Raw genomic sequence first — 25,236 nt, forward strand, 5'->3', positions numbered from 1 at the left:
GCGGCCATGGCAACGATCAGACATTTGGCGTTGGCAACCAACGACCCCGCGGCAAGCGCGGCCTTTTATCGCGACGGTTTTGGTTTCGCCGAGGTCAGTCGCAGCCCCAATGCGGTGTTCCTAGCCGACGGCAACCTCAACCTGGCCTTCATCCGCTTCTCCACCGATCAGCTCGGCCGCGGGATGGACTACGTCGGCTTGCACCATTTCGGCCTGCTGGTGGACGACGTCGCGGCTTGGCGCGTGCGGCTGGCGGCACGCGGCATCCATTGCTTCATGGAGCCGCCCAAGGACGGTAGCGGCGATTTCAATTACGAATACAAGTTTCGCGGTCCCGACGGGGTCGTTTTTGACCTCACCGACCATCCCTGGAAGGGAACCACTGACTTGGACAAGCAACAGGCTAGCTCCAAAGGAGATTGCGTGATGGCGAAGATTCGACACATCGCGCTGGCCACCAACGATCCGGTCGCCACCGCCGAGTTCTACAAGCAGGCCTTCGGTTTCCAGGAAATCGAGCGGCGCGACAACCCGTTGGCAACCGGCGTCTTCCTAACCGACGGCTCGCTCAATCTAGCCCTGCTCAAGTTCAAATCGGATCAGCTGGGCAAAGGCATGGACTACGTCGGCCTGCATCATTTCGGCATCCTGGTCGAGGACGTGCGCGAGACCATGGACAAGCTGGAAGCGATGGGCACCCGCTGCTTCCTCAAACCCGAGCCCGGTGACAAATCGGGCTTCGAGTACAAATTTCACGGACCCGACGGCGTTGTCTTCGACATCTCCGAGCATCCCTGGGGCGGGACCCCGGCGCTGGAGCGTGAACCTGCGCCGGCCCCATCGTCAAACCCGCTTAACGCCAAGTAAGGCCGATGGCGCGACGCGAGCAGCAAGAACCCATCGACACCCGGGCCTGGCCCTTGGCCGGGGCGGTTTGGTCACGGCGCGACCTACTGGCGGCGATGGCCACGATGGGCGCGGCGGCGCTAGCCCCAGGGGCACTGGCAGCCAGTGGGCCCAGCCGGCGGATCATCGATGTGCATCATCACATGCTGCCAACCAGCTACGTGGCCCGTTATCGCAAGGACCTGGTGAGCTGGAAATGGAGCCCGCAAAGCTCGATCGACGATATGGATCGCAACGGGGTGCGGATGGCGATCGTGTCGGCGATCGATCCCGGCATCTGGTTTGGCGACGTCAAGCAGGCGCGCGAATTGGCCCGCCAGTATAACGAATATGGCGCGCGCATGGTGCAGGATTATCCCGGTCGCTTCGGCTTCTTCGCCACTCTGCCGCTACCCGATACCGAGGGTAGCCTCAAGGAGATTGCTTACGGCCTGGACGTCCTCAAGGCCGATGGTATCGGCCTGTTCACCGACTATGCCGGCCATTACCTGGGCGAGCCCCAGTTCGCCCCGGTCTTCGACGAACTCAATCGGCGTCGGGCCGTGGTCTATGTCCATCCGGGGCGCCCACCGTGCTGCAGCACCCTAGTGCCACAGGTGGCCACCGCAATCGAGGAATATCCCTTCGATACCACCCGTACCATTACCAGCTTGCTCTACACCGGTACCCTGACTCGCTGCACCAACGTTCAGTTCATCTTTTCCCATGGCGGCGGCACCTTGCCCTTCCTGGCCGACCGAATCGCCAGCGAGGGACGCAACAAGAAACTGGCGGCGCTGCTACCGCATGGCCCGATGCACGAATTGCATCGACTGAATTTCGATACCGCCAGCGTCACCAACGGCCCCGCGTTTGCCGCCTTGCTGAAATTCACCAGCCCGCAACACGTGCTTTTCGGCACCGATTTTCCCTGGGGCAATGCCCATCGCACGCTGTCCGGGCTCGATAGCTTGGGTTTGAGCCGCGCTACCCTCCGAGATATCGAATACCTCAATGCTCTCAATCTATTTCCCCGCCTGAGGCGAACCTAGCCATCTGTTCATGACCTGGGGTGAGCGAATCAGGCTGGACCTCGACCTCCAAACACTTTTTGTTGGCAGAAACCGACATATTGTTAGGATTTCATCGGTTATGCTATTCAATCCCTGACTTGCATAGTTTTTCAAGCCGGTCATGACGGGAAGAATTCTGATTGTCGACGACGAAGAGGCCAGCGCGCGGTTAACTGAGATCGTGCTGGCCGAAGCGGGCCTGGAAACCGAACACTGCAATAGCGCCAAAGCGGCGCTGGAGGCCCTGGGCGAGCGCGGCACGGACGTCGTCATAAGCGACTTGAAGATGCCCGGGATGGACGGCCTTGAATTGCTGCGCGAAATCCGTCGCCAAGATCCCTGGCTGCCGGTTATCCTACTGACCGGCTTTAGCAGCATCTCCTCAGCGGTGGCAGCGATGCGCGAGGGGGCATTCGATTACGTCACCAAGCCGGTGAACGGCGAAGAACTGAGCGCCACCGTCGGGCGCGCGCTCAAAATGACCGAGCTGGAGCGCGAGAACCGCTACTTGCGCAGCGAGGTGGCGAGCCGTTACACACCGGATTCCTTTGTCGCCGAAAGCGAACACAGCAAAACCGTTTTGACAATGGTACGACGGGTGGCGCGCAGCCGCTCGACCGTGTTGATTCAGGGCGAAAGCGGGACCGGCAAGGAGTTGGTGGCACGCCTGCTCCACTATTGGAGCGATCGAGTCGGCAAGCCGTTTGTTGCCGTCAATTGCAAGGCTTTCGCCCCGGGAGTGCTGGAGAGCGAGCTATTCGGCCATGAAAAAGGCGCCTTTACCGGCGCGGCCGGCGAGCATGCCGGATGCTTCGAGCGGGCCACGGGCGGAACTTTGTTTCTGGACGAGATCGGCGAAATCAGCCTGGATTTTCAAGCCAAGCTGTTGCGGGTGCTGCAGGAGGGCGAGGTCTTGCGGGTGGGCGGGACCAAACCACGCAAGCTGAACGTGCGGGTGGTCGCTGCCACCAACCGGGTGCTGCAGCAGGAAGTCGCGGCGGGCGATTTCCGCGAGGATCTGTTCTTCCGCCTAAATGTCATCCCGATCACGCTGGCGCCACTGCGCGAGCGTACCGCGGATATCCTGCCGATCGCTAATCACTTTCTGCGTCACTATGCCGATACCGAGGGACGCCATCTAAGCTTCACGCCCGACGCCGCCCAGGCCCTGCTCTCTCATCGCTGGCGCGGCAATATTCGTGAGCTGGAAAACGTGGTCGAGCGGGCCGTCGTCTTGGCCCATGGCAACGAAATCACTCCCGCCGACTTGATGCTGGAATCCGAACGCCCACCATCCATACAGGGCGACTGGAGCGGGTTGACCCTTCAGGAACATCTGGATCAGGCTACCGTCAGCCGAATCAACGACGCCCTCAAGGCCGCCCGCGGTAGCCGCGCCGAGGCGGCGCGCGCGCTGGGAATTGACCGCACCACGCTCTATCGCCTGATGCGGCGGCTCGGGATGCAAGCCGACGCGGCTCAAGCCTGAAAGCTCGAGATTGGCTTGAGAACGCTTGTTAGGCCGCTCAACCACTGCGCCGCCCACCCTGCCGCTGAGTCCTTTACTGGTTGGATAGCCAGCGAACCAGCGTTGGACTCGCGCAGGTCAAGATTGGCGTAAAAATGTCTGGAGCAGCTCGACGAGCTTGGCGGCTTTCGGATCGCTTGAAGCGCGCGCGACGAACTCGTACAACTGCGCCATGCCGTCATAAATCGTCGCCCCGGTGTGCGCCTGTTCCATAGTCTGGGCGATCTCTTCCATCTCGGCCACGAAGCGGTAAGCCTTGCGCGGCACCGCCGGGATCGTGCTTTGTAGATGGTGCAGGATGCCTTGGGCGCTGCGCTCCAGTTCCGCCTCGAGCATCCCTTCCACCTGATAGCGCGCCGCGGCTACGCTCACCGCCGCCCCCAACGCGGTCAATCCTTTAGTCAGGCCGGCGTAACACATCTTGATGGCCGAAGCCGCACCTGGCGGACCCTCCATCGCGACAACATCAACGCCGTAGCGCGCGCCCAGCGCGGCAAGTTGGCCGACGCCATCGCCGCTGGCAAAAATCCGGGCATAGCCTCGATGCGCGCGATCGAACCGCGGCGGCCCGATAATCGAGGCATCGACAAAGCTCGCCCCGCTGCCCGTCACCAGCTCGCCGATCGCACGGGCGCTGGCGGGTGCAATCGCATTGCAATCGGCATACAGGGTCGGTGCGCCTTTGCGCCTGAGCGGCCCCACAAAGCGCTCGGCTACCGCCCTGGCCTGCCCTGGCGGTACCACCGAGAGCATCACATCGGCCTGGCTGACCAATTCCCAGTCGTCGTCTATAGCGTGCGCGCCCGCCGCCTGCGCGCGTGCCCGGCTGGCCTCGCCGCGGCCGCGCAGCGAGGTCAGCACTCGCGCGCCCGCGCGCACCAGCACCTGCGCCACCGCGCTGCCCATTTCACCATTGCCGATTACTGCGATTACCTGATCGGAGGATTGCATTATCGCTTGCCCTCTGTACCGACCGAAAAAATTGACTTCAAGTACGCGGCGGGACCGAAACCCAGCGGTTGCCAACCTCGTAAAAGCGCCAGGGCTTGTCGGCCCACGCGCCGGCATAGGCCACATTGATGCGGGCCGAGCAGGCGATTTTGCCGTGCCATCCAGCTTGCAGGTACAATTCATCGCCACATAAGTCGCGCCCGTAATCGCGGCCGTCGATAGCCAAGGCTTGGGTCAGCTTGCCCGGACCATTGCAGAGCTCGCGCGAGTGAGCCGGCCGACCCCGCCGCCGCGCCATCAAATCGAGCCCGCGGACGGGCTCCAACGCGCGAATTAGCACTGCGTGCGGCTGATTCTCTTGGCCGGTCACCAAGTTTATTGCCCAGCTGCGGCCATAAAGCAAAAAGAGGTAGGCGTGACCCGGCGGCCCGAACATCGCCTCGGTGCGCCGCGTGCGGCCACGCGCGCTATGGGCCGCCAGATCGCGCGGGCCGCGGTAGGCTTCGGCCTCCACGATTCGCCCTGCGGTTTCGCCTTCGGCGCTGCGCCGGACCAGAATTTGGCCGATGCATTGACGGGCCACCACCAGTACCGGTCGCGCATAGAACGACCGCGGCAAGCGATTCCCAAGCGTACCCAGCGCAGTGGTGGACAACGAAGTTTCCGTCATCAGCTCCGGCGGTAATTTCCCTAAGCCTGCGCCTTGAGCCGGGACCTGCGCAAGTTGCGCTCACAAAATCAGCCCGATGGCGTCACCCACCAGGCGAAAGGGCAGCTCGATAGCGGTTGCCACCGCGTGCGCGGTTGCGCCCAGCAGACTATCGGGCCGCGAGGTGGTGGTCGTGGTGGTCGTGGTAGTTTCAGGCGCTGGCTGGTCAACGTTGTAACCGTTGTCCGCGGGCAGCGAGGTGCTACGCGTAACCGTGGTCTGAGTTTGTTGTCCGGAGGCACATCCCTGCGCGCCGGCGACGGCGAACAACGCGCTTGCCACGAGCAGTGCTAAAATTACTTTCGACATAGCCTTATCCTTTTCATCCTGCCCATCCTTCTCCAACGTCCGACCTGGATCGAAAGCCAGGAGCGTGCCATTACTTTCAACCTGGCAATCAGCAACAATCAGATTCCAAAGTTGTCAGATTTGTAATTCTTACCGGAAATAGGTTATCGATCGGGGTTGCCACTAACGGTATCGAGCATGAACCGCCAGCTTAATCGCTAACGCAGGCGATGGCGAGCATTGCTCATTAAGAGGTACTCTAATGGTATTCGAGGCACGCAATATCCTTTGTCCGATCGAGTTTCACGAGTCTTTCCTCAACGCTCTGACCACCGCGGGCCAGATTGCGCAGCGCAACCAGGGCACGGTCTTTATGATGCACGTGGTGGCGCCAGCCGATCCGCTAGTGGTTGGGGCACCGGCCCGCCCCCAGCATGACGAACGGGTGGCTGAGCGCGAATTGGAAAAGATCGGCCATGAGCGTTTGCAAGGGGTCGAGTATAAAATCGTTCTGCGCGTGGGTGACGCGGCCGAAGAGGTGGTCAACGCTTGCCGCGAGCTGAGCATCGATCTGGTCGTGATGGCGACCCATGCCAACCCCGGGTGGCTGCACCTGCTTACCAATCCCGTGTGCGATCGGATCATTCACGAAGCGCCTTGCCCGGTCCTTACGTTGTGTGAGCGAGCCTGGCCGCAGAAATAGTTTCCGCCCGGGTTTGGAGCGAGCCTTAATTCTCGAACCACTTCTGCTACGCAGCCTACGAAGGTGGGCTGGAGGTCATGCCATGGATAACATCAAGTTTGATGACATCGACGCGCTGCGGGCCAAAATTAGCCAAGAGTTCGGGCCATGGAGCGAAGCGGTCGAGGTGACCCAGGAGCGCATCAATCAATTCGCCGACGTCACCGGCGACCATCAATGGATTCACGTGGAAGTCGAGCGCGCCAAGCGCGAGAGCCCGTTCGGCACGCCGGTGGCACATGGCTTCCTGACCCTCAGCCTGCTGCCCGGGATGCGAAACAGCCAACCCTGGCGCATCGTCGGCCATCGCAACGTGGTCAACTACGGCGGCAATCGGCTGCGCTTCATCGCGCCGGTACCGGCGGGATCCTCAGTTCACGCCCGCTCCCGTCTGATCGCGGTCGAGCCGCGCCCGCAGGGCACGATGATCACGCAGGAAACCGAAGTCGCGGTAGTGGGCCAGGATAAACCCGCGCTGATCTACGAAGGCTTGACTCTCTACGTTCGCTAGGTCACAAAACGCGTTCTATCTTTTCGTTGTAATGGAGCGAGCTTGAACTCACATCAGCTTTTACCCACGAGCCTGGTTGGCAGCTACCCGCAGCCCGACTGGCTAATCGATCGCGAGCAACTGGCCGCTGGCGTGCCCCGGGTCCGCAAGCCGCAGTTGTGGCGTGTTTCTGAGCCCTGGCTGGAGCAAGCCCAAGACGACGCTGTCTTGGCCGTTATCCTGGAATTGGAGCGCGCCGGCGTGGACATTCTGACCGATGGCGAGTTGCGTCGGGAGAGCTACTCCAATCGTTTCGCCAACGCGCTCAGCGGTATCGATCCTTCCCGCCCCGGTCACGTCATCGGGCGCGATGCCAGTCGGCCACCCATCGAGGTCCCCTTGATTAGCGGTCCCGTCCGCCGCCTGGCACCGGTTGAGGTCCGCGATTTGCGCTTCTTGCGCGCCCACACCGACCACCCGATCAAGGTGACTCTGCCCGGTCCCTTCACCCTGTCGGAACAAGCCGAAAACGCCTATTACCCCGACCGGCGAACGTTGGCGCTAGATTTTGCCGCCGCCATTAACCTCGAGCTACAGGAGCTCTTTGCCGCTGGCGCCGACGTCGTGCAGCTCGATGAGCCCTGGATGGAAGCGCGATACCAAAACGCCCGCCAGTATGGGGTCGAGGTGGTCAATCGCGCGCTTGAAGGAATCAGCGGGACCACCGCGCTGCACATCTGCTTTGGCTATGCCTTCGTCACACCCAGCAAGCCCAACCATTACAACTTCCTGGCTGAACTGGAGGCCACGGCGGTCAAGCAGGTCTCGATCGAAGCAGCGCAATCGAATTTGGACTTGACGGTGCTGCGCGAGTTGCCCTCAAAAACGATCATCCTAGGAGTGATTGACCTGCGTGACCCCACCGTGGAGCACGCCGCTGTCGTGGCCAAGCGGATCGAAGCCGCGCTGCGCTACGTCGCCCCCGAGCGGCTGGTGATCGCACCAGACTGCGGGATGAAATATCTGCCGCGGGCGGTGGCGCTGGGCAAAATTAAAGCGATGGTGGAAGGGGCGGCCATGGTTCGGGGTACTCGCAGCTGACTCGACCTAAAGGCTCCAATTGGCTAAAAACCCTTGAAGAATTGATTTGAACAGGACTGAATGACACAAAGGCGATCGTTTAACTCTCCCGATTGTCGTATCGGTCAGGAATGGCGCAGCTCCTGAAAGCATTGGCGCAAAGCTACGCCGAGGCGCTGGCGGGCTACCTGAGCGAACACGGCTCTAAAGCCCTGGCGGGCGCTCGCCAGATTGGCGCGCTGGCGTCGGAACAGGGTTTGAACGCCGACGATTTGGCCGCGATTCATAGCCAGGCGCTCAAAGAGCTGGCGCGCGGACAAATCGCTGTCTCCAACCCGCCAGCGGCGCGCTTTTTGGCTGAAGCGCTGGACGCTTTACGCGGCACGCCCGGCGCCAAGCGCACCGAGGCCTCCACGGTCAGTCGCCGCGAGGCCGAGCTGGAAGCCGAAGTGGCCCGGCTCAGGGCTCACAACGAAGAGCTAGAGCGCAGTAATCGGCTGATGTTAGCGCTGCTGGACGCCAGCACCGCGGTGATTTACGTCAAGGACCGCCAGGGACGGGTGTTGTTCGTCAACGGCCAGCGCGGCTTGGTGCCACAGGAGGAACGCCAGCGGCGCCTAGGGCGAACGCTCTTTGACAATTACCCGGGCGAGGTCGCACAGTCTCTGTTAGACAACGATCGCAAGGTGTGGTCCAGCGGGCAACCTTTGGAGGTGGAAGAAATCATTCCCAGCGCCGAGGGCCCGCGTACCTTCATCTCGCTGAAGTTTCCGCTGCGCGATCAGGACGGCACTATCTACGCAGTAGGCGGGGTCTCCACCGATATCACTGAGCGCAAGCAAGCAGAAGTTAAGTTGCGCCAACTCGAAGATCTGTTTCGCAATGCGCAGTGGGGGATGGCGATCACCGGACCGCACGGGTCGGTCAACGAGAAGGTCAATCCGGCCTACGCCCAGATGCACGGCTACAGCGAGGCTGAGCTGGAAGGGGTACCCATTATCGATCTGTACGCACCGCAGGATCGCGAATACGCCTGGCGGCAGATCCAGCGCACCTTTGAAGTCGGACGCAATCGCTTTGAGGCTCTTCGTCTGCGCAAGGATGGCAGTACGTTCCCAGCCTTGATTACCACCATCGCGGTCAAAGACGAGCAGGGTCGAATTGTGTACGGCGCCGGCAGCGTGCTCGACATTACCGAACAGAAGCAAGCTCAGCGCGTGAGCGAGGAAATGAAGGCGACCGAGCAAGCCAACCGCGAACTGGAGGCGTTCAGTTACGCGGTCGCCCATGACCTGCGCGGTCCGCTGCACATTATCGAAGGTTTCAGCCGCGTTCTAGGCAAGGAATTTGGCGCGAAATTGGACGCCCGCGGGCAGAGCCATTTGACCCACATCAGCGAAGCAGTACGTAATATGGCGGGCACCATCGAGGATCTCCTGACTCTCTCCGGGGTCACCCACAAGGAATTGAATCGCGAATCGGTGGACCTTGCGCAGTTGGCCCGCGAAACCCTAGCTCAACTCTGCGCCAGCGCGCCCCAGCGGCAGGTGGAATTCGTGGCTCCGCCATCCCTGCCCGAGCATGCCGACCCACGCCTGTGCGCGATGCTGCTCGGTAATCTGCTGGGCAATGCCTTCAAATTCACCGCCAAACGTGAGCGCGCCCGCATCGAGCTGGGAGTTCAACCCCACCTGACGCCGCCAGTCTACTATGTGCGCGACAACGGCGCGGGATTCGACATGGCCTATGCCGACAAGCTCTTCGCTCCTTTCCAGCGTCTGCACTCCTCGCATGATTTTGAAGGCACCGGCATCGGCCTGACCACGGTCCATCGCATCATCAACCGCCATGGCGGTCGGGTATGGGCCGAAGCCGCCCCCGATCAGGGCGCGACTTTCTACTTCACCCTATCCAACGCCTGAGCGCTCTCACCCGCACCATCTTTGCGCGGTATGTTACCCTTCCGCGGTCTTCTGGTAGCGGTGTTATTTCTCCGCGTTGCCGCTCGCGGCGGCACGACGCCTTCTTGCCGCCAATAAAAAGTAAGAGCGCGATTGTGCAGCGAGGAGCGTCGTTTGCACGTGCTTGCGCAGGAAGAACCCAATGTGTTACTTCAAAGCAAATTAGGCAAGAGCCTGGAAAGACCTTTCGACCCGGACGGGGGGAGCTCTTTGTTCAGTTACGAATCGAGCTACGCATCAGTGGTTGCGTTCGTGATGGCGGCTCTTGCCGCGTTAGTGCTTCCAGCTCTTTTGTTCTCGTGGAACTGTCCACCTGACGTGCAGTGTAGTCCTGCTTACGCTGGCGAGATCTACTCACTTCTACAGGAGCTAGGCTTGCTGGCCGCGGTTATGTGGGCGGCCACCGGCGGCATCATGCTGTATTGGGTTGCGCTGCAGCGGCAGATCCTTCTGGGCAAAGACCTGTTGCGGAAAAGCTTGGCTTCGGCATTCTCGATGGGCGGCAGCACGTTGAGCGTATTGGTAATGCCACGCTTCGGGCCACCTTGCGGCGCGCCACCATGGTTGGAAGCGGCCATCCCTGCCCTCGTGCTTGCCTTCATATTTTCACTGGCGTTTTCCTTTTGGCGCAAGCACAGACTCAACGCTTTCGTGAGACCAGCTTCGCTATGAGCCGGGTTCTAATCGCGGCGGGCGGCAGCGGTCAGGAAATCGCACTGGCTTGCCTGCGACTGTGCCGCATCGCCGATTTGTCCGCGCCCCGTACGTTCGTGGTGGACTCCGACACTATGGGCTACCCTGAGCAGCCGACGCGCTCTGACTCGTTGCACGAACTCAACGCCCTGTTCAAGCGCTGCGGCCTGGCGGAGCCCGTAAGTTTCGTAGACCCCTACGACCGCGACCAGGTTAGGCATACCGTCGTTGACCTTTTCAGCCCATATGGCGGCCTTGATGGCCGCACAAGACTTGTGCTCGACGCTCTGCTGGACAAAAAGCAACAGAGCACTTCGATTATTGACGGCTTTCATGGCGCGCCAACCGTAGGTGCGATCGCCTTCGGCGATGCGATCGCCTGTGGCAAGCTCGATAAAAGTATCTTCCAGCAGATCGACGAAGCCACGGAGAGCATCAATGAGAAGCATTACATAGTCGTTGCCGGAGGGACTGGAGGGGGCACCGGTCCTGGTGTGATACCGGTCCTGGTTGAGCACCTGTCCAAATGGCGGCAGCAATTAGCACCGGAACGCCGAGGTCAAATCGTCCTCTCTTTACTGGTCGAAACGCCGTGGTTTCAAATCGTCGAGCGCAAAGAGAGCGACATCGACCTGGCGGGAATGAACGGCAATTCGAGCTGTCTCGTGCGATACTACTTCAGCGAAATTGCCAGCCTAGTCGATCGAGTATTGCTCTTAGGCCTACCGAAAGAAATTCAACGGAAAAGTGATGGGGCCAACAAGCAGCGGGAGGGGCGTCACTACCTCAACGTCATGGCCGGTTGGCTGGCGGCCGAGGCGCTGGCGCCTAGCCAGCTACTCGAGAAGAGCTCCGCCCAGGGCATGTATGCGTTCGCGGTCAATGAGCACTGCAATGCCCTTAGTACCGTCGAATTCTCTCTTGAGCGTTCGCGCGACGGCCGCGGCGAACCGCTGCCATTGCATAAAGCGGTAGATGTCACCACTGCCGCGGCTCAGGCGGCCGGAGTTGTCGCGCAACAGTTGGACTATCCGGACGACGTAGCGCTGCCGCGAGAGATTTGGGCGCTGGCTAAGATCCTTGGCAGCTCGCGAGCACAGTTTCAGAAGACGCTGACCACGCTAGGGAAAGCCGACTGGCAGCTTTTGGAGTGGCTTAACGAGAGCTGCGGCGGATCGCGCCCCAGTTCACCGGGGACGCCGTTTGCGCTCGACGGCCAAATACCAGACCCAGGTGGAGCGGCGGCTCGGCTTGACCTTCCGGCGGCCGGGCACAACCTTGCGGCGCGGCTTTTGCGGCAACGGCCGCTACTCACAAATCTTTCGGCAGAAACTGCCGCTGCCGAATGCTATTCGGCTATGCGTAAAAGCGCACGCGTGCTGAACGAGCGGAGCCGGTGATGGCTCGGATGGTACTCCTTCCCACGGGCGATTGGCCCAGCGGCGGGCAGAAGCTGCCGGGCGATGCGGAAATTTTCCAAGTAGCCCAGCTCGAGGTAGACAAAATCTTGGCGCCTCAGGAACGCTTGCTCGCCGAGGGCATTCCGTCGCCATGGGCTCGCAAGCGGCTGATGCTCTGGCGCCTGGAAAACCTCAACACTCCGGAAGGTAGGGAGGCCGAGCAGCTTCTACGAACTTTGTTGCTGCTTCAGTTTTTAGGCGCCCTAAGGCCACAGGTCGTGGAGCTGCGGCCCGGCAGCTCAGGTTTCCAGCGTCTGGCCCGCGTTCTAACTAACGACGGCGACGATGACCTCATAATCTGGGTCGCGGAAGGAGTGGGCGACCTCAAAGACGGAGTTCCCGTCGCCCTTAGCGCCAGCGACTGTCTATTCTTCCCCAGCGCTCAAGTTGAGCCTAAGGACCTGCGCGCCGCGTTGCTCGCCCGGTTCGGTCCAGGGAGTGCGACTTCACTCGTGACCGCGGACGGCGAGCCTGACGACCCGCGCCTTGCGGCCACCTTGAGGGTCTATCTCGGCCGACTAGTACAGGCCGGCCCGGGCTCCGCTTGGGCAAGGGCGTTGGAGCATTGGACAGAATCGCTCCGATCAACCGACAACCCTCTACCGATCCACGAACTGCGGGCTAGCCTGCGGCGGGATAGCGGACCGCTGCACTTCGCCACCTGGGTCGACGCGCAGCTTTGGAATTGCTCCAGCTGTGCGCGCGACAACGACTCCTGGACCAACCACAGAGGGGAACAAACGCTCACCGCTAATTCTACGGAGCTAACCTGTCCCAGGCACCGCGAAGCAGTCCGCTTGAACAACGGTGCCGGCAGTCCCGTAACTCTGAATGATCTGGGGTGTCACCTGGCTGGCGGCGAGTTGTACATTTGGAACCAACCGGAAGTTTGGCCCAGGCAACGCACTGGGTCGAGCCGGATCGACCTGCAATATCAGGAGATTCAGCATTTCTTCAACCTCGTGACGGTCACTATTAAGGGCAGGTTGGTCGCAGACGACGATGTGCTGTTGCCGCCAGAGCAGGTTGCATGGGTGGCACGCCGCGACGGCGAGGATCCGTATCCTGCAGATATTCCCGTACGGGCGGAATACGCAAGCCTGATTGCGTCCGGCAATGCGGACCGCAATCGGCGAAAATGGCAATTCAGCCTCCACGGACGAGGCGACTTCGAGCGGCCCTTCCCCTCACGGGCCCCGTCGCAGTTGTGGGATCGGCCGACGATCCTGGTCTGGCCGCCAAAGGCAGCGCCAGGCTGGCTTGTTGATTACGTAGCCACCGCCGTGCAAGACGACGCGGCCCGTTACCGGATAGTGGCTTCTGGTAATAATGGTCGGTACTCCATCTCAGATGAGTGCTCGCGCTTCCGCCTCTATCGGAGCGAAGGCCGCTGCGAGTACATAGAACTGGGGCAGCACGCCGCGAGGGGCTTTCGTCCCATGGGCCTGATGGTTGTCAGGCGTGAGGAAGTCACCAGCGCATCCGCGGGCCATGCCAGGGTATCGCTCGATTTCGGCACCAGCAGCTCGGCTGTTCTATGGCAGATCGACGACGAGCCTGAGCAATTCTTTCGCTCGGGTCTGCAGCCGAGCCAGATAGCCGAGGCCGCCTCGCGAGTAGCCTTCAGCGAAGGCGCCATCGGAGAGTTCCAGCGCAGCGGCGTCGCGCTCCTTCAGTGGTATCCAACTGAGCCGGTGCGCGATTATGTGCCATCGCTGTTAGCGAAGCTGGATCGATCCGATTGCGTCTTTATTCCTCCTCGCGAAGTTGGCCTCACCTTGATGCGGATGTCGACAGCTACCGTTTCGGCTGGGCTTAAATGGCGTGATTGGGGTAATCCGGCCGTTCGCGAACTAGTTGGTAAGCTTGTAGAGCAGCTTCTGACTCCGGCCCTTTGGGCGCTAAAATCGCGGCAGGCCGGTTCATGGTCGCTGCGGCTTACCTATCCCCTGGCCTTTGAGCAAGCGCAGGGCAATAAGGCCTTCGATTACAAAGAAATCGTAAATGATGCGCTCGACCGTCTAGCGAAGACCACCGGCGTTGCCAGGCGCCCGGAAACCCATTTCTTCAGCGAGTCGCAAGCTGCCGCCGCCATGCTGCAAGAGGCCAATGTTACCCACGAAGTCACGCTGGATCTCGGCGGAGGGACGCTGGATGTGGCGGTGTTGGGCGGCGCCGCGGCCGGCGCTGATCGCGGAAAGGTACTCGCCGCTGACTCGCTTGAATACGGCGCGCGCGATTTTCTCCACGCTGTGATCGTGGCTTACAGATTAAATCCCGGCAATGACGATAGGCTTGGCGGCGACGATAGGGCTTCTGAGTTGCTCATCGAAGAGATGGAGGTTGAGCTTCAAAAAGGCGGCATCAATGGCTTCCGCGCGTGGCTGCGCAGCAAAGGCGCGACACTGTCGGAAGCGGACAGGGCGCTCAGGGAGGCAGACCTCGCAATCAGGTGGAGCGCCCTCATTGCGGGCATGCAGTTGTACGTCCTGCGTCTCCTGCAAGGATGTATCGCGCGGTACATTGATGAGCGTAAGACAGGAATTGGGGTCAGCATCAAGCTGCTCGGACAGGGATGGGAGCTTCTAGACTTTCACGAAGATCGGCAAATAAACGGAGACAACCGCTGGCTCTCGGTCGCGCAGATGGCGGGAGAGAAAGCTGGCGCTAAACAACCCGCAGTCACCTTCCAACAAACCCCACCGCACTTGCGCAAAACTGCCGTCGCGCTGGGGGCAAGACGCCTGGATCCTAGGGAGGCAGCGTCGCTCACAACGGCGAACGTATGGGCTTTAAGCCCCAGACCTCACAAGGCATTTCTCGGCATGGCCTTTCAGGACGCCCATGGGCATGAGTTGTCTCCAACCCTCCCGCTCAGCGAAGTAACCGCGGAGATGCGGCCTCAGGGAGCCGGGGATCCCGGCTACGCACGCTTATTGGAGGAATTATGGGAGCAAGTTCCTGTGGATCTGCTACCGATGGTTAAGCGGCACCTGCTCCAATCCCCGCGCTTGCCCCAAGGACGCGAAGATCAAGTCTGCCAATCCGGCGATCCCTCAACGACACGTTCGGCTCGGCGCCATATAACGCTGCGCGGAGAAAACACGTTCAATCAAAGGTGGCCCGCCGGGAAAGCGCCTGTCACCAGCCCGCTGGCAGATTTCCTGTCCTACGTCTGGCGCCCGCTTTGGTCGCGCCAAGAGTTGTGAGCGGGCGCGATGGCCGACGCAACCGTATGGGTCCTGATCGCGTTAGTCGCAACGCTGTCGGCGTCCGCTGGTTTTTGCACCCGGTTGATACTGGAGAGCCGTGCTCGGCGCAAGCGCGCCATACCCTACACCGGACCGCCCACGATCGATGTCGCGGAAATTTATCAGCGGATTGGGCAGGAGATTGTACGCGCCCTGAATGAGCACGCAAAGGGTGTGAGCACAGCGATTTCGATGACGCAGCAGTTACATGCTCAAGTTGGGCTGATCGCAGGCCCATTGGAGCGAATCGCCGCCGCCGCGGAAGCGCGCGCAAGGCAGGGCAATTCGTTGAATACCTCCCGCGCACCTGCGACGAGCGACACGCCCGCTGCCTCGCCCTCGCTTGACCCTGACTACCCGGAGCGCCGAAGCCGCGAGCTACTCAGCTCACTGGCCGACGGCGGATGGCAAGCCGCTGAATCGACCATCCAAGGTCTGCGGCGGCTGGAAGCCGAAGGCTTGCGGATCCAACCTCTGGTGACCGCGGAGGACAAATGGTTATTGATAGCTGTTAGCCTTCCCGGCTGCGGTGACGGCGTCGTGGTGCCGACCTTGGCAACGGTCATCGGGCCCGTGGCCCTCGCGCCGTGGTACGAATGCCAAGGATGCGATGGCACCACGCCGCTGACCTTGCGTGACGTATCGGTCCTCGCGCGCGCGCACCGAGAGCTGCCCGACGGCGAATGGCGCGTGTCCAAAAAGGGGTTGCTTCGTCGTGAACCGGCGTAATTTGGATCACTGGCAAACTGGGCGCTCTATCGTCACCTGCCTGGCACTGCTGCTGGCCCAACTGTTTTTGTGCTGCCAACGCCGGAGCGAGCTTGCCAGCGCGTCGGGACCTTCCAGCGCCGGCACTACTGCCCCCACTGTGGCGGAGCGAATTGAGCCAATACAAGTGACGAATGCCCCCATACTTCCTCCTTGGCAGCTTACTCATTCTAGCGATTCCGCACGCGTGTATATCGACATGTCCAAAAGCGTACGCGGTTTCGCCACCGATCGCGGGAGACTTTACTATCGCTTGCTGGAGCAGCTCAAAGGGATTCTCGCGCAAGTAGGTATTTACGAATTCGCCGTCGTTGGCGTGGCGAGAAAGCTGACCGATTACGGTCCGCAGGCCCAACTGACTCATTTCGCCAATCCAAATTTTTACAACGGTGCGGAGACCAATCTGCCGGCCGCGATCACAGACGCCGCTCAATGGAACCATGGCACCATCGCGGTAATCACTGACGGGATAGTCTCGATCGGTGAAGCGCAGCGCGTCGTTGAAGGGGGCAATTCGGACCAGGCCTGCGCCTCGGGCTTTGACGCTGTCTGCTTATCCCAAGCCATCACCAGCTACGTTGGACACGGCAACGGGTTCTGGATTGTCTCGATACGAATGCCGTACCAGGGTCCTTACTACGTCGAGGAGCCGGGACCTAACTCTCGCAGGGGGCAAGTACTGCGCGGCTCCTTCCCACCCCATCCGCTACAAATCTGGATTGGGTCGCCCTCGGTCGCCACCGGCCGCGGCTTGGCGCAGGAACTTCTTCAGTACGCAAAAACCCAGCATCTGGAAGCGATCGCGCTGGAGGCCGCTCCCGGCGCATGGACGCGATGGACCGTTGCTCCGCTCAAGCCGACGAACATCGTCGAGTTGCCGGGCTTCGCCGACGGCGACAAATGGGCGAGCATCGGTGACCAGGAAAACCCGCCGAATCTGCAGGTGCTCCAGCCAACCGCGTCGCGGTTCTTGCGCAGGAAGCTCGATCCACGGTTCGGTGTCGCGCTGCCCGTAACCGTCGTTACCTCGGGGTCCGCTGGCCTAACTCCGCTGCTACTGGCCGACGAAACGGTCACGCCCGAACTGCCCGACGTCGATGCCATAGTTAAATTCCCGGCCAGCGAGGCCGGTCAGACTGGGACCTACGCAGAGTTTCGGCTCAAATATCGCAACGCCTTGGCAGAGCAACGCTATTCCCGCAGCGTTGTTTTGGATGCTTCCTGGCACGTGCGCCCCGCAACCGCCAAGCCGCGGGAGTCCTGGTCCTCCGATACCGACGACGACCCCAAGAGCCTTGCCGGGACAGTCAATTTCAGCTCGTTCCTCGGGCTGTTGCAGGAACAGCTCGTGCGTACATCCCAGGACGAGGTCGTACGCGAGCCTCTTCTGCGCCTGGATTACGTTAAGGATAGCGGCGGCGGCTTTGGGCTCCATCACTAGCCAAACGCTGGCCGCGCCAGGACCTACGCAACTTGCTGCGCTGCTAGCACTTGCGGTTGGGGTAGCGGGATTCCTTTTGGCGGCGCTTCGCGCGCTATATCTGGGCGCCGCCAGCCGGCGATTGGCGCGCAGCAAAGCAGAGTGGGAGACCCTGGCTACTATCACCAAACCACAAGGTTTTCGCCGCCTGATGGAATACCTGGAGCGCAGCCGTTCGGCAACCGGAAGCGAGCCACAGGAGGTCTGGCGCGCGGCGCTCGATCAGCTGATGGCCCGAGAGGAGCAGTGGGAGGGTTTCCTGCGGGCATTGATATCCGTCGCCGTCCTGCTTGGTCTGCTTGGTACCGTCCTGGGCTTCATGAGCCTGGCCCCGGCCCTGACCCGGCACGCCCTGGATCAGCTTGACGCCAAACTGGGCGGGGTTTTTATCGGCACCGGCGCCGGCATCCTGAGCGCGCTGCTTATCTACTTGGTCGCCCTCCCGTGGCTGCGTAGCGCAACGGTTAGCTGGGCCGCATGTGTGGAAGACGCTGGCCGCATTGCGCTACTCCCGCTCCTCCCTCGGCCGCCGACCAAGATTCAGGATCTGGTCCTCGACGAACTTACCCGACGGCTCGATGCCGTGGCTCAGGCTTGGGTTTCGACCCTGGCCGAGCCGGCACGGGCGCTCAGGGATGAGGTCGGCGCGGCAGCCACCTCGGTGCAACAAATCAGCGACGCTCTGCGCGCGGTGGAGATAACCAGCGGCGATTTGAAGGCGTTGGCCGCCAGCGCGCGCGGGATGGGCACGGCGGCCAAGTCGATGGTGGAGTCGTCGATGCAGTTCGCCACTGGAGCACAGCACCTGGACACGGTAGCAGGCGGCTTCGGCCAGCAATTGGGGTCACTAGCGACCGTGATTGAAACGAATCGCACTCAGACCGCGGCGCTGGGGCAGACCCTTGCCGAAGGACGTGCCGTGATCGAGCGCGAGGGTACGGAGCTACACGCCGCCTTGGCGCGAATCGCGGAAAATTTCGAACAACTCGCCGGCTTGGTTCACAGCCGCATGAATGAAGAGGCCGGCGTCTCTCAGGAAGCGAGGCGAGCAGTGGAGCGACTGGCTGACGTCGTCGCGTCAACCGAGAAGGCGTTGGCCGAAATGGCCGACAACGCCCACGAAATGAACCTGGCAGCCGCCAAGCTAGCCACGAGCGCGGGCGAGACCCAGGACAGGATCGTTAAGTCGCTGCAGGAGCACTTGGAGCGCTGGACGTCGGCTCAGCAGCTCCTGATGCAACCGATTGCCAGACAACTGACCGGCCTGCCCGAAGCGCTGGGCGAGGCCCGGGAGCATCTCAAAAGTGCCGCCGAGAGCGTTAGCCAAATTGGGCATGAATTCTCGGCTCTCGTGCGTGCCGAAATTTCGAGCGTGGGTCGCACCGCCGCGGAGGCGGTTAATCGCCTGGATACAAAAATGCAGCAAATTTTAGAGGCTGCACGGCCGCCGACGAACTCACCCTTGGCCGTCGATCCGATCGCGTACGAACAACAAGCGACACCGCATGATCGCCCCGCGCTTCAGCTAGCCTCGGCCGCTTCGGCTTCGCGGGATGCAGGCCAGCAGGCCGAACCATCTCCGGGCGGGTTGCCCGATCGTTCGGACGCGGACGGTGAGCGGCAACCTAAAGAAGGCATCAAACCAACCTCGGACGGTGCGCCCACAGAGCTAATTTCCGCGGCCTCCGAGAGGGCTGCCAAGCCCGCGCCCCCAAACGAGGTGTCGCAGGCAGACTCTGGCCTGCCCGCCGCCATACCATTGCCCCCTGCGAGCCCCGAAGCAGCTCTGCCGCACCCCGTGCATACCTCCAAAATGACATCGCACGGGGATGGCGAGCGCAAAGGCACACAAGATAAGCGTGGCGGATTTTTCAGCCGCTGGATGGGGCGTCACTGATGGTGCGGCGAAGACCAGTGGATGGCGCCGGCGAAATCTGGGTCGTGGTAGCCGACGTCTTTATCGGCTTCTTGGTGGTAGTGATACTCATTACTCTGCCGCGAGCGCCCACCAACGCATCGCCCCATCCCCACATCGCACCGACCCCGCCCGCGCTGGATTTCTTAGCTTTCCAGCGTGAGTACCAAGAACTTAAGGTTCGTCTAGAGCAGCTCGCAATGGCTGACGCGGATCTCAAAAAACGCGTCGCCGACCTGCAACAGCAGATCGATCAGTTGAAAGGCCTTCACTCGCCCGCGCTCCCTACCTGCAAATACACCGGGTTAGCTACAGGACCGCTGTTTGACGCTGAAATCCAAGGCGGCGATCGTTTCGAAATCGACGGCCAGGCGTACTCCTTGGAGCAAATCAGCGTGAGGTTCAGACAGCAGTTAGACGCAGCCGATAAGGGCAAGTGCAGGCACACCGTCGGAGTCTGTTACAACTCCGGCCTGAGCGTACCCGATGCCAATACTGGGCGCCAAGCGCTCCAGCGGTTATTCTATGTCGGAGAGTTGAGCGGTCAGCGCTGCGCCGCGCTGTTCCCCAAGTAGACGAGGAGTACCCGCTATTAATCGGCCGCGCCCGTTTCTCTATTTCTACCTGGTGACATTCTTGGTCGCAGTCACGACCCGAATCGCCATGGGGCAGGTTCAGGCATGCTTTTCCCCGCCTCTGCCCAACGGATGCGATCCGCTAACCGCCATCGTCAATGCCATCCAGGCGGCTTCCCACTCGATCAGAGTCCAGATATATGCCCTAACTTCGCAGCCAATAGTCGCAGCGCTGGCCGCGGCCAAACAGCGCAGGGTCGACGTGCGCGTGATTCTGGATAGAAGCCAGCTGGTCGGAGACTCCAGCGAATCGCCCGCGGTTGGCCGGCTCATCTCCGCTGGAATCCCGATCATGGTGGACACCGTACCCGGACTTATGCACGACAAAAACATGGTGATCGACGGGCAGACAGTGTTGACCGGGAGCTTCAATTACACCTGGTCGGCCGAGCATCGCAATGCCGAGACGTTGCTTGTAATCCACAATCCGCAGCTCGCCGCGCAGTACACCAACGATTGGAACATGCGCGCTTCTCGCTCGCGCCCCCTAACCGCTGTTGGCGCACTGCCTCAACTTGATGCAAGCAAGACGCCTGGGGCCGTGCGAGGTAATCGCCGAACGATGATTTATCAGTGGCCGGGATGCCCTTACTACGACAAAATTGCACCCTCCAATCGGGTTAGCTTTCCCACTGCCCAAGCGGCGCAAGCAGCGGGATATCGCGCGGCGCGAAACTGTCCGCCGGACTAGCCCTGATGGCCTGCCCTCACGGGGGACGAAATGGGCCGAGCGATGCGCTAACATTCTGGCCGTGGCGATCGGCGAGGGGATGGTCGAAGTAACAGGGCTGGGCAAGAGCTTTGGCTCGCGCCGCGTGCTGGATGAGGTCAGCTTCAGCGTCCGACCGGGCGAGCTGGTCGGATTGCTCGGTCCCAACGGGGCCGGCAAGACCACCACGCTCTCCATTCTGGCCACCGTCCTCAACCCCGATCAGGGCGAGGTCACTATCGCGGGCTTGGATTTAGCCACCCAGCGCGCCGCGATTCGTGCCCGCCTGGGACTGGTACCGCAAAGCCTGGCGCTCTACCCCACTCTAACCGCGCGTGAAAACCTGCTCTTGTTCGCCCGTCTGCGCGGAGCCACCGCCCGTGAGGCGCGTCGCACGTGCGCCGAAGTCTTGGATGAAGTGGGCTTGACCGAGCATGCCCAGCGCACGGTCGGGCTACTCTCGGGCGGGATGAAACGGCGACTCAATCTGGCCTGCGCCCTGGTCCATCGGCCCCAGGTTTTGTTGCTCGACGAGCCGACGGTGGGCGTGGACCCGCAATCGCGCGAGCGCATCCTGAGCATTATCAAGGAGTTAGGACAGAACGGCACCGCCGTGCTCTACTGTACCCATTACATGGATGAAGTCGAACGCGTCTGCAGTCGGGTGGTCCTGATCGATCATGGGCGCGTGGTGGCCTCTGGCACGACCGCCGAACTGGTGGGTCTGGCCGGCGCACGGCCGCGAATCGAGTTGTATTTTCAATCCCCGCCGCCCCGCAACTGGTACCTAGGACTGCCCGAGGTCAGCGAACTGACACCCGCGCCTAGCCGCAATCATAGCGTGCTGGAATTCGATAGCCTGCCCCGCGTCCAAGAATTATTGAACCGCGCTCAGGCGGTGGGATCGGTGCTGGAGTTCACCGTCCATAGCCCAAATCTCTCCGACGCCTTCATGGCCTTAACCGGCCATCAACTGCGCGACGAGCACGAGTCCGGGTAAGCCGACGCATGATCTGGCGCACCACCAGGCTCATCCTGGTCAATGAATTTCGCCTGCTCCTTCACGATCACGCGGCCCTGTTCATGATGTTCTTGGCGCCGGTGGCGATAATCGCGGTCGCAGGCTTTTCCCTGGGTAACCTCTACGGCGTCCACCCCGACCGCGGCGGCTACTTGGTAGCACTGCTCGATCAGGATCACGGGGTGGTGGCGAGTACGATCCGCGGAGCGCTCAGCCACTCCCCTGGTATTCGGGTGAGGCCGGTTGCCAGCTTGGCCCAGGCGCGCCAATTGATTATCAACGACGAGCGCGCACCGCTGGCGCTTGTGATTCCGGCCGGCACCAGCGCCACCTTCGCGGCCGGCGGCAAGCCGGCCATCGAACTCTATATCGATCCGCTGAAACGGCTGCAGGCAGCCGCGATCCAAGCTCAACTGGCCCAAATCGGCCGTAATCTTCAGATCGCGGCGCAAGCGCGCGCCCAGCATCAAATCGACCTTCGGAGCGCGGCCCTGCGCCGCCGGTTGGAGCAACTGACCGCCGACGCCCGGGCCACTTCCATCCGGGCCGACGCTTACGTGCGCGAGTTGAAGGCAGCGCAAAAGCAGGCCCGGCGCCGGGCCCAAGGCGCAATCCGCCTCCAGCTAAGCGCTGTGCGCACCCAAACCCAAACCGCGATCGATCGCTCGGTGGCCCAGATCAAAAACACGCTGGCGAGCGAATTGAGCGCGCGCCAAGGGGCAATCGACGCGCTGACCCAGTATCTGCGCGCCTTGCAACGAAGCCAAGCCCAATTTCAATCGTGGCTGGACCGACTCAAGCAATTGGCGGGATCCCATGCCGGCCAGATTCCACCACCGCCAATCTGGCCCGCGGCGCCCAACGCCGCCCAATTGGCAATTCTTTCAGCCCCAATGAAAGTTCCCATCAACGCTCCGGTACTGCCCTCGGTCGACGACAGTTTCAAGCTACCCGTGCCGCACGTCAAAATGCCCTCGCCTCCCCCACAAGCGCCCGCTCTGTCCGATCTGGTCCCTGCGAATGCCACCTTGCCAGGCACCGTGGGGTGGGACACTCGACCGCTGATTTCCGGCCTGCAAGTCAATTCCTTCGATCAGTACGTGCCCGGCTTCGGCATCACCTTTCTGCTGATCGACATGCTTTGGGGAGTGGGCGTGGGGCTGATCGACGAGCGCGAGTGGGGCACCCTGCAACGGCTGCGCGCCGGGGGCGCCCCGGTGACTGGGCTGATGCTGGGAAAGCTCTCGGCCCGCCTGCTAATCGGTACGTTTCAGATGGCGGTGCTGTTCGCGGTCGGCCGCCTGCTGTTCGGGATCAGCCTGGGCCACAATCCGGCGATGCTGCTAATGCCCGCGGCCGCCATCGCTTTTGCCGCCGGCGCCTTCGGCCTGCTGATCGCCTGCGTGGCGCGCAGCCGCGACGCCGTGCTGCCAATCGGCTCGGTGGCCGCGATGGCGATGTCGGCCATTGGCGGCTGTTGGTGGCCGCTGGGCTTCGAGCCGGCCTGGATGCGCGCGGTGGCGATGTGGATGCCCACCACCTGGACGATGCGTGCCTTCAACGATCTGATGATTCGCGGCCTGCCCGCGCCCAGCGCGCTGGTCCCGTCGGCTTTTACCTTCGCGCTGGGACTTGGCTATTTGATTATTGGCCTGCTCGGCGCCGTGCGCTTTTACGACTAAATTGCTCCTCAAGCGTACAGATCTTCGACCGCCAAAACTTCGGTCTTTGAACTCCTGACGCGCTTTAGCCAATACCCGCAATCCGGTTCGCCAATCGTCGAAACACATTCCTGTCCTTTTTGCCGAGTTCACAAACTACGCGCTAGCCCACCGAATTGATTTGCGACGAACGCATCGTCGATCGGTCAAATTCACATTTAGCTTATTTAAAAAAAGGTTAACAAAACTGATATCGTTGAAGAAAATAAATACCTTTAGTTGCAAGTAACTCAGCGATTTAGTATATTTTGACTGGTTTTGGCTAAAACAAGATGCTTCTATCCAAATTCGCAGGCCTATGAAATCCTCTGACTTGCAAAAGAAATTCGCCGTTGGTTTTCGCTCGCTTATCATTGCATTGCTTTGCTTTATGTTGCAGACGACTTTCGCAACGGCATCTCATGCCCAGTCGACCAAGATCAGCGCGAAGGTCGCCAAAGCGATGGCCAGTGGCGGATTGCAACGCATGATCCTAGTTATGAGCCAGCAGGCCGATTTATCCGGCGCCCAGCAGCTAACCAGCAAAGCGGACAAGACACGCTACGTGTACGAAACGCTGCGCGAGATGGCTGATAGCACCCAGCCCGGCATCGTCACCGCGCTCTCGCAAATGGGCCTGACTCCGACCGCTCGGTTGTACATCCAAAACGCCATCGTAGTGACGGCTGATGGAGGCAAGGCGATCGACAGCCCGGCAGTCAACTCCTTGGCCGCACGCGCGGACGTCGCGAGCATTGAAACCGACGACCCCATCACCGCCGATCCCTTAGAGCAGCTTGCGGCGACTGGGAATCCCCCGAGTGGCATTGCTTGGAATGTGGCGTGGGTGAATGCGCCCGCGGTCTGGGCCAGCGGTTTTACCGGAAAGGGAATCGTGGTTGGAGACTTGGATACCGGCGTGCAGTGGAACCATCCAGCGCTGATTAACCAGTATCGCGGATGGAACGGCAGCAGCGCGGATCACAACTACAACTGGTGGGATCCAACCACCGAGGCGAGTCCAGTTCCCATTGACCAAGACGGGCACGGAACGGCAACGACCGGAATCATGGTTGGCAATGACGAGCAGGGTAATCAGATCGGGGTGGCACCAGGCGCCAGTTGGATTGCCTGCCGCGGCTTGGGCCCGGGCGCAAACCGCTCTACGCTTCTCACTTGCCTGCAATTCATGTTGGCGCCATGGGACCTCACCGGCGCTAATCCCGATCCATCCAAGGCACCCGACATTGTCAACAATTCTTTCGTATGCCCTTTTTGTGGGTTTCAGACCGCCTTCGCCAATTTACGGGCTGCTGGAATCTTACCTGTAGCTGTCCCCGGCAATTTCGGTCCAACCTGCGGTTCGGTCTTCGATCCCGGCACCTATCCTCAAGTGCTGACGGTTGGCGCGTTATCATACCAGCAGAACATCATCGCCCCCTTCAGTTCGCGGGGCCCTAACACATCGGCACCATTCGTCGTGCCCGAAATCGTCGCCCCGGGTACGACTATCACCTCCTCGGTACCGACCAACGCTTACGCGGTGGGCTCAGGCACCTCCTTCGCCGCGCCGGCGGTTAGTGGAGCAGTGGCATTGATATGGAGCGCCAGGCAATACCTGGTCGGCAACATCGGCGAGACCATACAGCTACTTCAAAGCTCGGCGACACCTGACTTAAGCCTGTCTTGCGGCTCATCGTTCCAGCCCAACAATCTTTACGGCTACGGCACGTTGAACGTCGCCACGGCCTTGGGAATTCCGACTGGCTCGTCTGCATCGACGGCAAGCACGACCCAGGCCCAGACCAAAGCAAGCCTTGGGAGTGCTACATCATGGTAGGCCATCGTCAATCGCCCCGACTGCGCTTCAGATCCTTACCGCAGTCCGGGGCTTTGG

21 protein-coding genes are annotated in these 25,236 nt (G+C 61.3%); 18 read left to right on the forward strand and 3 right to left on the reverse strand.

The window, feature by feature from the left end:
- Nucleotides 1–6 precede the first annotated feature (6 nt).
- From VKV28_17280 to VKV28_17290, 3 genes are all read left to right on the forward strand, one after another.
- Nucleotides 7–867 carry a VOC family protein gene (locus VKV28_17280; GenBank protein HLH78557.1) on the forward strand — a complete coding sequence of 287 codons (861 nt, stop codon included), beginning with the start codon at nucleotides 7–9 and terminating at the stop codon, nucleotides 865–867.
- Nucleotides 868–872: 5 nt separating this feature from the next.
- Nucleotides 873–1,937, forward strand: a complete 1,065-nt coding sequence (locus tag VKV28_17285) for an amidohydrolase family protein (GenBank protein HLH78558.1) — start codon at nucleotides 873–875, stop codon at nucleotides 1,935–1,937.
- A gap of 142 nt (nucleotides 1,938–2,079) precedes the next feature.
- The gene (locus tag VKV28_17290; protein ID HLH78559.1) at nucleotides 2,080–3,447 is read left to right on the forward strand and encodes a sigma-54 dependent transcriptional regulator; all 1,368 of its coding nucleotides are present in this window, start codon (nucleotides 2,080–2,082) and stop codon (nucleotides 3,445–3,447) included.
- A 117-nt stretch (nucleotides 3,448–3,564) separates the two neighbouring features.
- Here VKV28_17290 and VKV28_17295 read toward each other — a convergent pair whose 3' ends face one another.
- From VKV28_17295 to VKV28_17305, 3 genes are read right to left on the reverse strand one after another with little or no spacing between them, the layout of a single operon-like run.
- Nucleotides 3,565–4,437, reverse strand: a complete 873-nt coding sequence (locus VKV28_17295; GenBank protein ID HLH78560.1) for a DUF1932 domain-containing protein — start codon at nucleotides 4,435–4,437, stop codon at nucleotides 3,565–3,567.
- Between the two features lie 37 nt (nucleotides 4,438–4,474).
- Nucleotides 4,475–5,107 (reverse strand): DNA-3-methyladenine glycosylase, encoded by a 633-nt coding sequence (locus VKV28_17300; GenBank protein ID HLH78561.1) that lies wholly within the window; start codon nucleotides 5,105–5,107, stop codon nucleotides 4,475–4,477.
- A gap of 60 nt (nucleotides 5,108–5,167) precedes the next feature.
- Nucleotides 5,168–5,455, reverse strand: a complete 288-nt coding sequence (locus tag VKV28_17305) for a hypothetical protein (GenBank protein ID HLH78562.1) — start codon at nucleotides 5,453–5,455, stop codon at nucleotides 5,168–5,170.
- A gap of 241 nt (nucleotides 5,456–5,696) precedes the next feature.
- On the opposite strand from VKV28_17305, the gene VKV28_17310 reads away from it, so the two are divergent.
- The 15 genes from VKV28_17310 to VKV28_17380 all read left to right on the forward strand — a co-directional run bounded on the left by VKV28_17310 (nucleotide 5,697) and on the right by VKV28_17380 (nucleotide 25,179).
- The gene (locus VKV28_17310; GenBank protein ID HLH78563.1) at nucleotides 5,697–6,137 is read left to right on the forward strand and encodes a universal stress protein; all 441 of its coding nucleotides are present in this window, start codon (nucleotides 5,697–5,699) and stop codon (nucleotides 6,135–6,137) included.
- Between the two features lie 82 nt (nucleotides 6,138–6,219).
- Nucleotides 6,220–6,687 (forward strand): MaoC family dehydratase, encoded by a 468-nt coding sequence (locus VKV28_17315; protein ID HLH78564.1) that lies wholly within the window; start codon nucleotides 6,220–6,222, stop codon nucleotides 6,685–6,687.
- Between the two features lie 42 nt (nucleotides 6,688–6,729).
- Nucleotides 6,730–7,767 (forward strand): cobalamin-independent methionine synthase II family protein, encoded by a 1,038-nt coding sequence (locus VKV28_17320; protein HLH78565.1) that lies wholly within the window; start codon nucleotides 6,730–6,732, stop codon nucleotides 7,765–7,767.
- Between the two features lie 110 nt (nucleotides 7,768–7,877).
- A complete protein-coding gene (locus tag VKV28_17325; GenBank protein HLH78566.1) occupies nucleotides 7,878–9,668 on the forward strand; it encodes a PAS domain-containing protein in 1,791 nt (596 codons plus the stop codon).
- 153 nt (nucleotides 9,669–9,821) lie between these two features.
- Nucleotides 9,822–10,379 carry a hypothetical protein gene (locus VKV28_17330; GenBank protein ID HLH78567.1) on the forward strand — a complete coding sequence of 186 codons (558 nt, stop codon included), beginning with the start codon at nucleotides 9,822–9,824 and terminating at the stop codon, nucleotides 10,377–10,379.
- Nucleotides 10,376–11,800, forward strand: coding sequence for a hypothetical protein (locus VKV28_17335; protein ID HLH78568.1), 1,425 nt, complete (start codon nucleotides 10,376–10,378; stop codon nucleotides 11,798–11,800). Before VKV28_17330 ends, VKV28_17335 begins: the two co-directional genes overlap by 4 nt.
- The gene (locus VKV28_17340; protein ID HLH78569.1) at nucleotides 11,800–15,069 is read left to right on the forward strand and encodes a hypothetical protein; all 3,270 of its coding nucleotides are present in this window, start codon (nucleotides 11,800–11,802) and stop codon (nucleotides 15,067–15,069) included. Before VKV28_17335 ends, VKV28_17340 begins: the two co-directional genes overlap by 1 nt.
- Before the next feature lie 9 nt (nucleotides 15,070–15,078).
- Entirely contained in the window at nucleotides 15,079–15,840 is a 762-nt protein-coding gene (locus VKV28_17345; protein ID HLH78570.1) for a hypothetical protein, read from the forward strand.
- A gap of 238 nt (nucleotides 15,841–16,078) precedes the next feature.
- Nucleotides 16,079–17,320: a hypothetical protein gene (locus VKV28_17350; GenBank protein HLH78571.1), complete on the forward strand. Its 1,242-nt coding sequence runs from the start codon at nucleotides 16,079–16,081 to the stop codon at nucleotides 17,318–17,320.
- Between the two features lie 76 nt (nucleotides 17,321–17,396).
- Nucleotides 17,397–19,256, forward strand: coding sequence for a MotA/TolQ/ExbB proton channel family protein (locus VKV28_17355; GenBank protein ID HLH78572.1), 1,860 nt, complete (start codon nucleotides 17,397–17,399; stop codon nucleotides 19,254–19,256).
- The gene (locus tag VKV28_17360) at nucleotides 19,256–19,849 is read left to right on the forward strand and encodes a hypothetical protein (protein ID HLH78573.1); all 594 of its coding nucleotides are present in this window, start codon (nucleotides 19,256–19,258) and stop codon (nucleotides 19,847–19,849) included. The genes VKV28_17355 and VKV28_17360 overlap by 1 nt, the downstream gene beginning before the upstream one ends.
- A gap of 61 nt (nucleotides 19,850–19,910) precedes the next feature.
- Entirely contained in the window at nucleotides 19,911–20,600 is a 690-nt protein-coding gene (locus VKV28_17365; GenBank protein HLH78574.1) for a phospholipase D family protein, read from the forward strand.
- Between the two features lie 61 nt (nucleotides 20,601–20,661).
- Nucleotides 20,662–21,618: an ABC transporter ATP-binding protein gene (locus VKV28_17370; protein ID HLH78575.1), complete on the forward strand. Its 957-nt coding sequence runs from the start codon at nucleotides 20,662–20,664 to the stop codon at nucleotides 21,616–21,618.
- 8 nt (nucleotides 21,619–21,626) lie between these two features.
- Nucleotides 21,627–23,321 carry an ABC transporter permease gene (locus VKV28_17375; GenBank protein ID HLH78576.1) on the forward strand — a complete coding sequence of 565 codons (1,695 nt, stop codon included), beginning with the start codon at nucleotides 21,627–21,629 and terminating at the stop codon, nucleotides 23,319–23,321.
- A 481-nt stretch (nucleotides 23,322–23,802) separates the two neighbouring features.
- A complete protein-coding gene (locus tag VKV28_17380) occupies nucleotides 23,803–25,179 on the forward strand; it encodes a S8 family serine peptidase (GenBank protein ID HLH78577.1) in 1,377 nt (458 codons plus the stop codon).
- Nucleotides 25,180–25,236: the final 57 nt, after the last annotated feature.

It is taken from the genome of Candidatus Binataceae bacterium, from assembly GCA_035294265.1.
In the GTDB taxonomy this organism is placed as follows: domain Bacteria; phylum Desulfobacterota; class Binatia; order Binatales; family Binataceae; genus DATGLK01.

What these genes read in the sequence shown, in the direction of transcription:
- VKV28_17290 (HLH78559.1), top strand. Translation starts at nt 2,080, where the DNA reads ATGACGGGAAGAATTCTGATTGTCGACGACGAAGAGGCCAGCGCGCGG.
- VKV28_17325 (HLH78566.1), top strand. Translation starts at nt 7,878, where the DNA reads ATGGCGCAGCTCCTGAAAGCATTGGCGCAAAGCTACGCCGAGGCGCTG.
- VKV28_17360 (HLH78573.1), top strand. Translation starts at nt 19,256, where the DNA reads ATGGTGCGGCGAAGACCAGTGGATGGCGCCGGCGAAATCTGGGTCGTG.
- VKV28_17340 (HLH78569.1), top strand. Translation starts at nt 11,800, where the DNA reads ATGGCTCGGATGGTACTCCTTCCCACGGGCGATTGGCCCAGCGGCGGG.
- VKV28_17335 (HLH78568.1), top strand. Translation starts at nt 10,376, where the DNA reads ATGAGCCGGGTTCTAATCGCGGCGGGCGGCAGCGGTCAGGAAATCGCA.
- VKV28_17280 (HLH78557.1), top strand. Translation starts at nt 7, where the DNA reads ATGGCAACGATCAGACATTTGGCGTTGGCAACCAACGACCCCGCGGCA.
- VKV28_17380 (HLH78577.1), top strand. Translation starts at nt 23,803, where the DNA reads ATGGCCAGTGGCGGATTGCAACGCATGATCCTAGTTATGAGCCAGCAG.
- VKV28_17295 (HLH78560.1), bottom strand. Translation starts at nt 4,437, where the DNA reads ATGCAATCCTCCGATCAGGTAATCGCAGTAATCGGCAATGGTGAAATG.
- VKV28_17350 (HLH78571.1), top strand. Translation starts at nt 16,079, where the DNA reads ATGTCCAAAAGCGTACGCGGTTTCGCCACCGATCGCGGGAGACTTTAC.
- VKV28_17315 (HLH78564.1), top strand. Translation starts at nt 6,220, where the DNA reads ATGGATAACATCAAGTTTGATGACATCGACGCGCTGCGGGCCAAAATT.
- VKV28_17345 (HLH78570.1), top strand. Translation starts at nt 15,079, where the DNA reads ATGGCCGACGCAACCGTATGGGTCCTGATCGCGTTAGTCGCAACGCTG.
- VKV28_17300 (HLH78561.1), bottom strand. Translation starts at nt 5,107, where the DNA reads ATGACGGAAACTTCGTTGTCCACCACTGCGCTGGGTACGCTTGGGAAT.
- VKV28_17305 (HLH78562.1), bottom strand. Translation starts at nt 5,455, where the DNA reads ATGTCGAAAGTAATTTTAGCACTGCTCGTGGCAAGCGCGTTGTTCGCC.
- VKV28_17310 (HLH78563.1), top strand. Translation starts at nt 5,697, where the DNA reads ATGGTATTCGAGGCACGCAATATCCTTTGTCCGATCGAGTTTCACGAG.
- VKV28_17375 (HLH78576.1), top strand. Translation starts at nt 21,627, where the DNA reads ATGATCTGGCGCACCACCAGGCTCATCCTGGTCAATGAATTTCGCCTG.
- VKV28_17285 (HLH78558.1), top strand. Translation starts at nt 873, where the DNA reads ATGGCGCGACGCGAGCAGCAAGAACCCATCGACACCCGGGCCTGGCCC.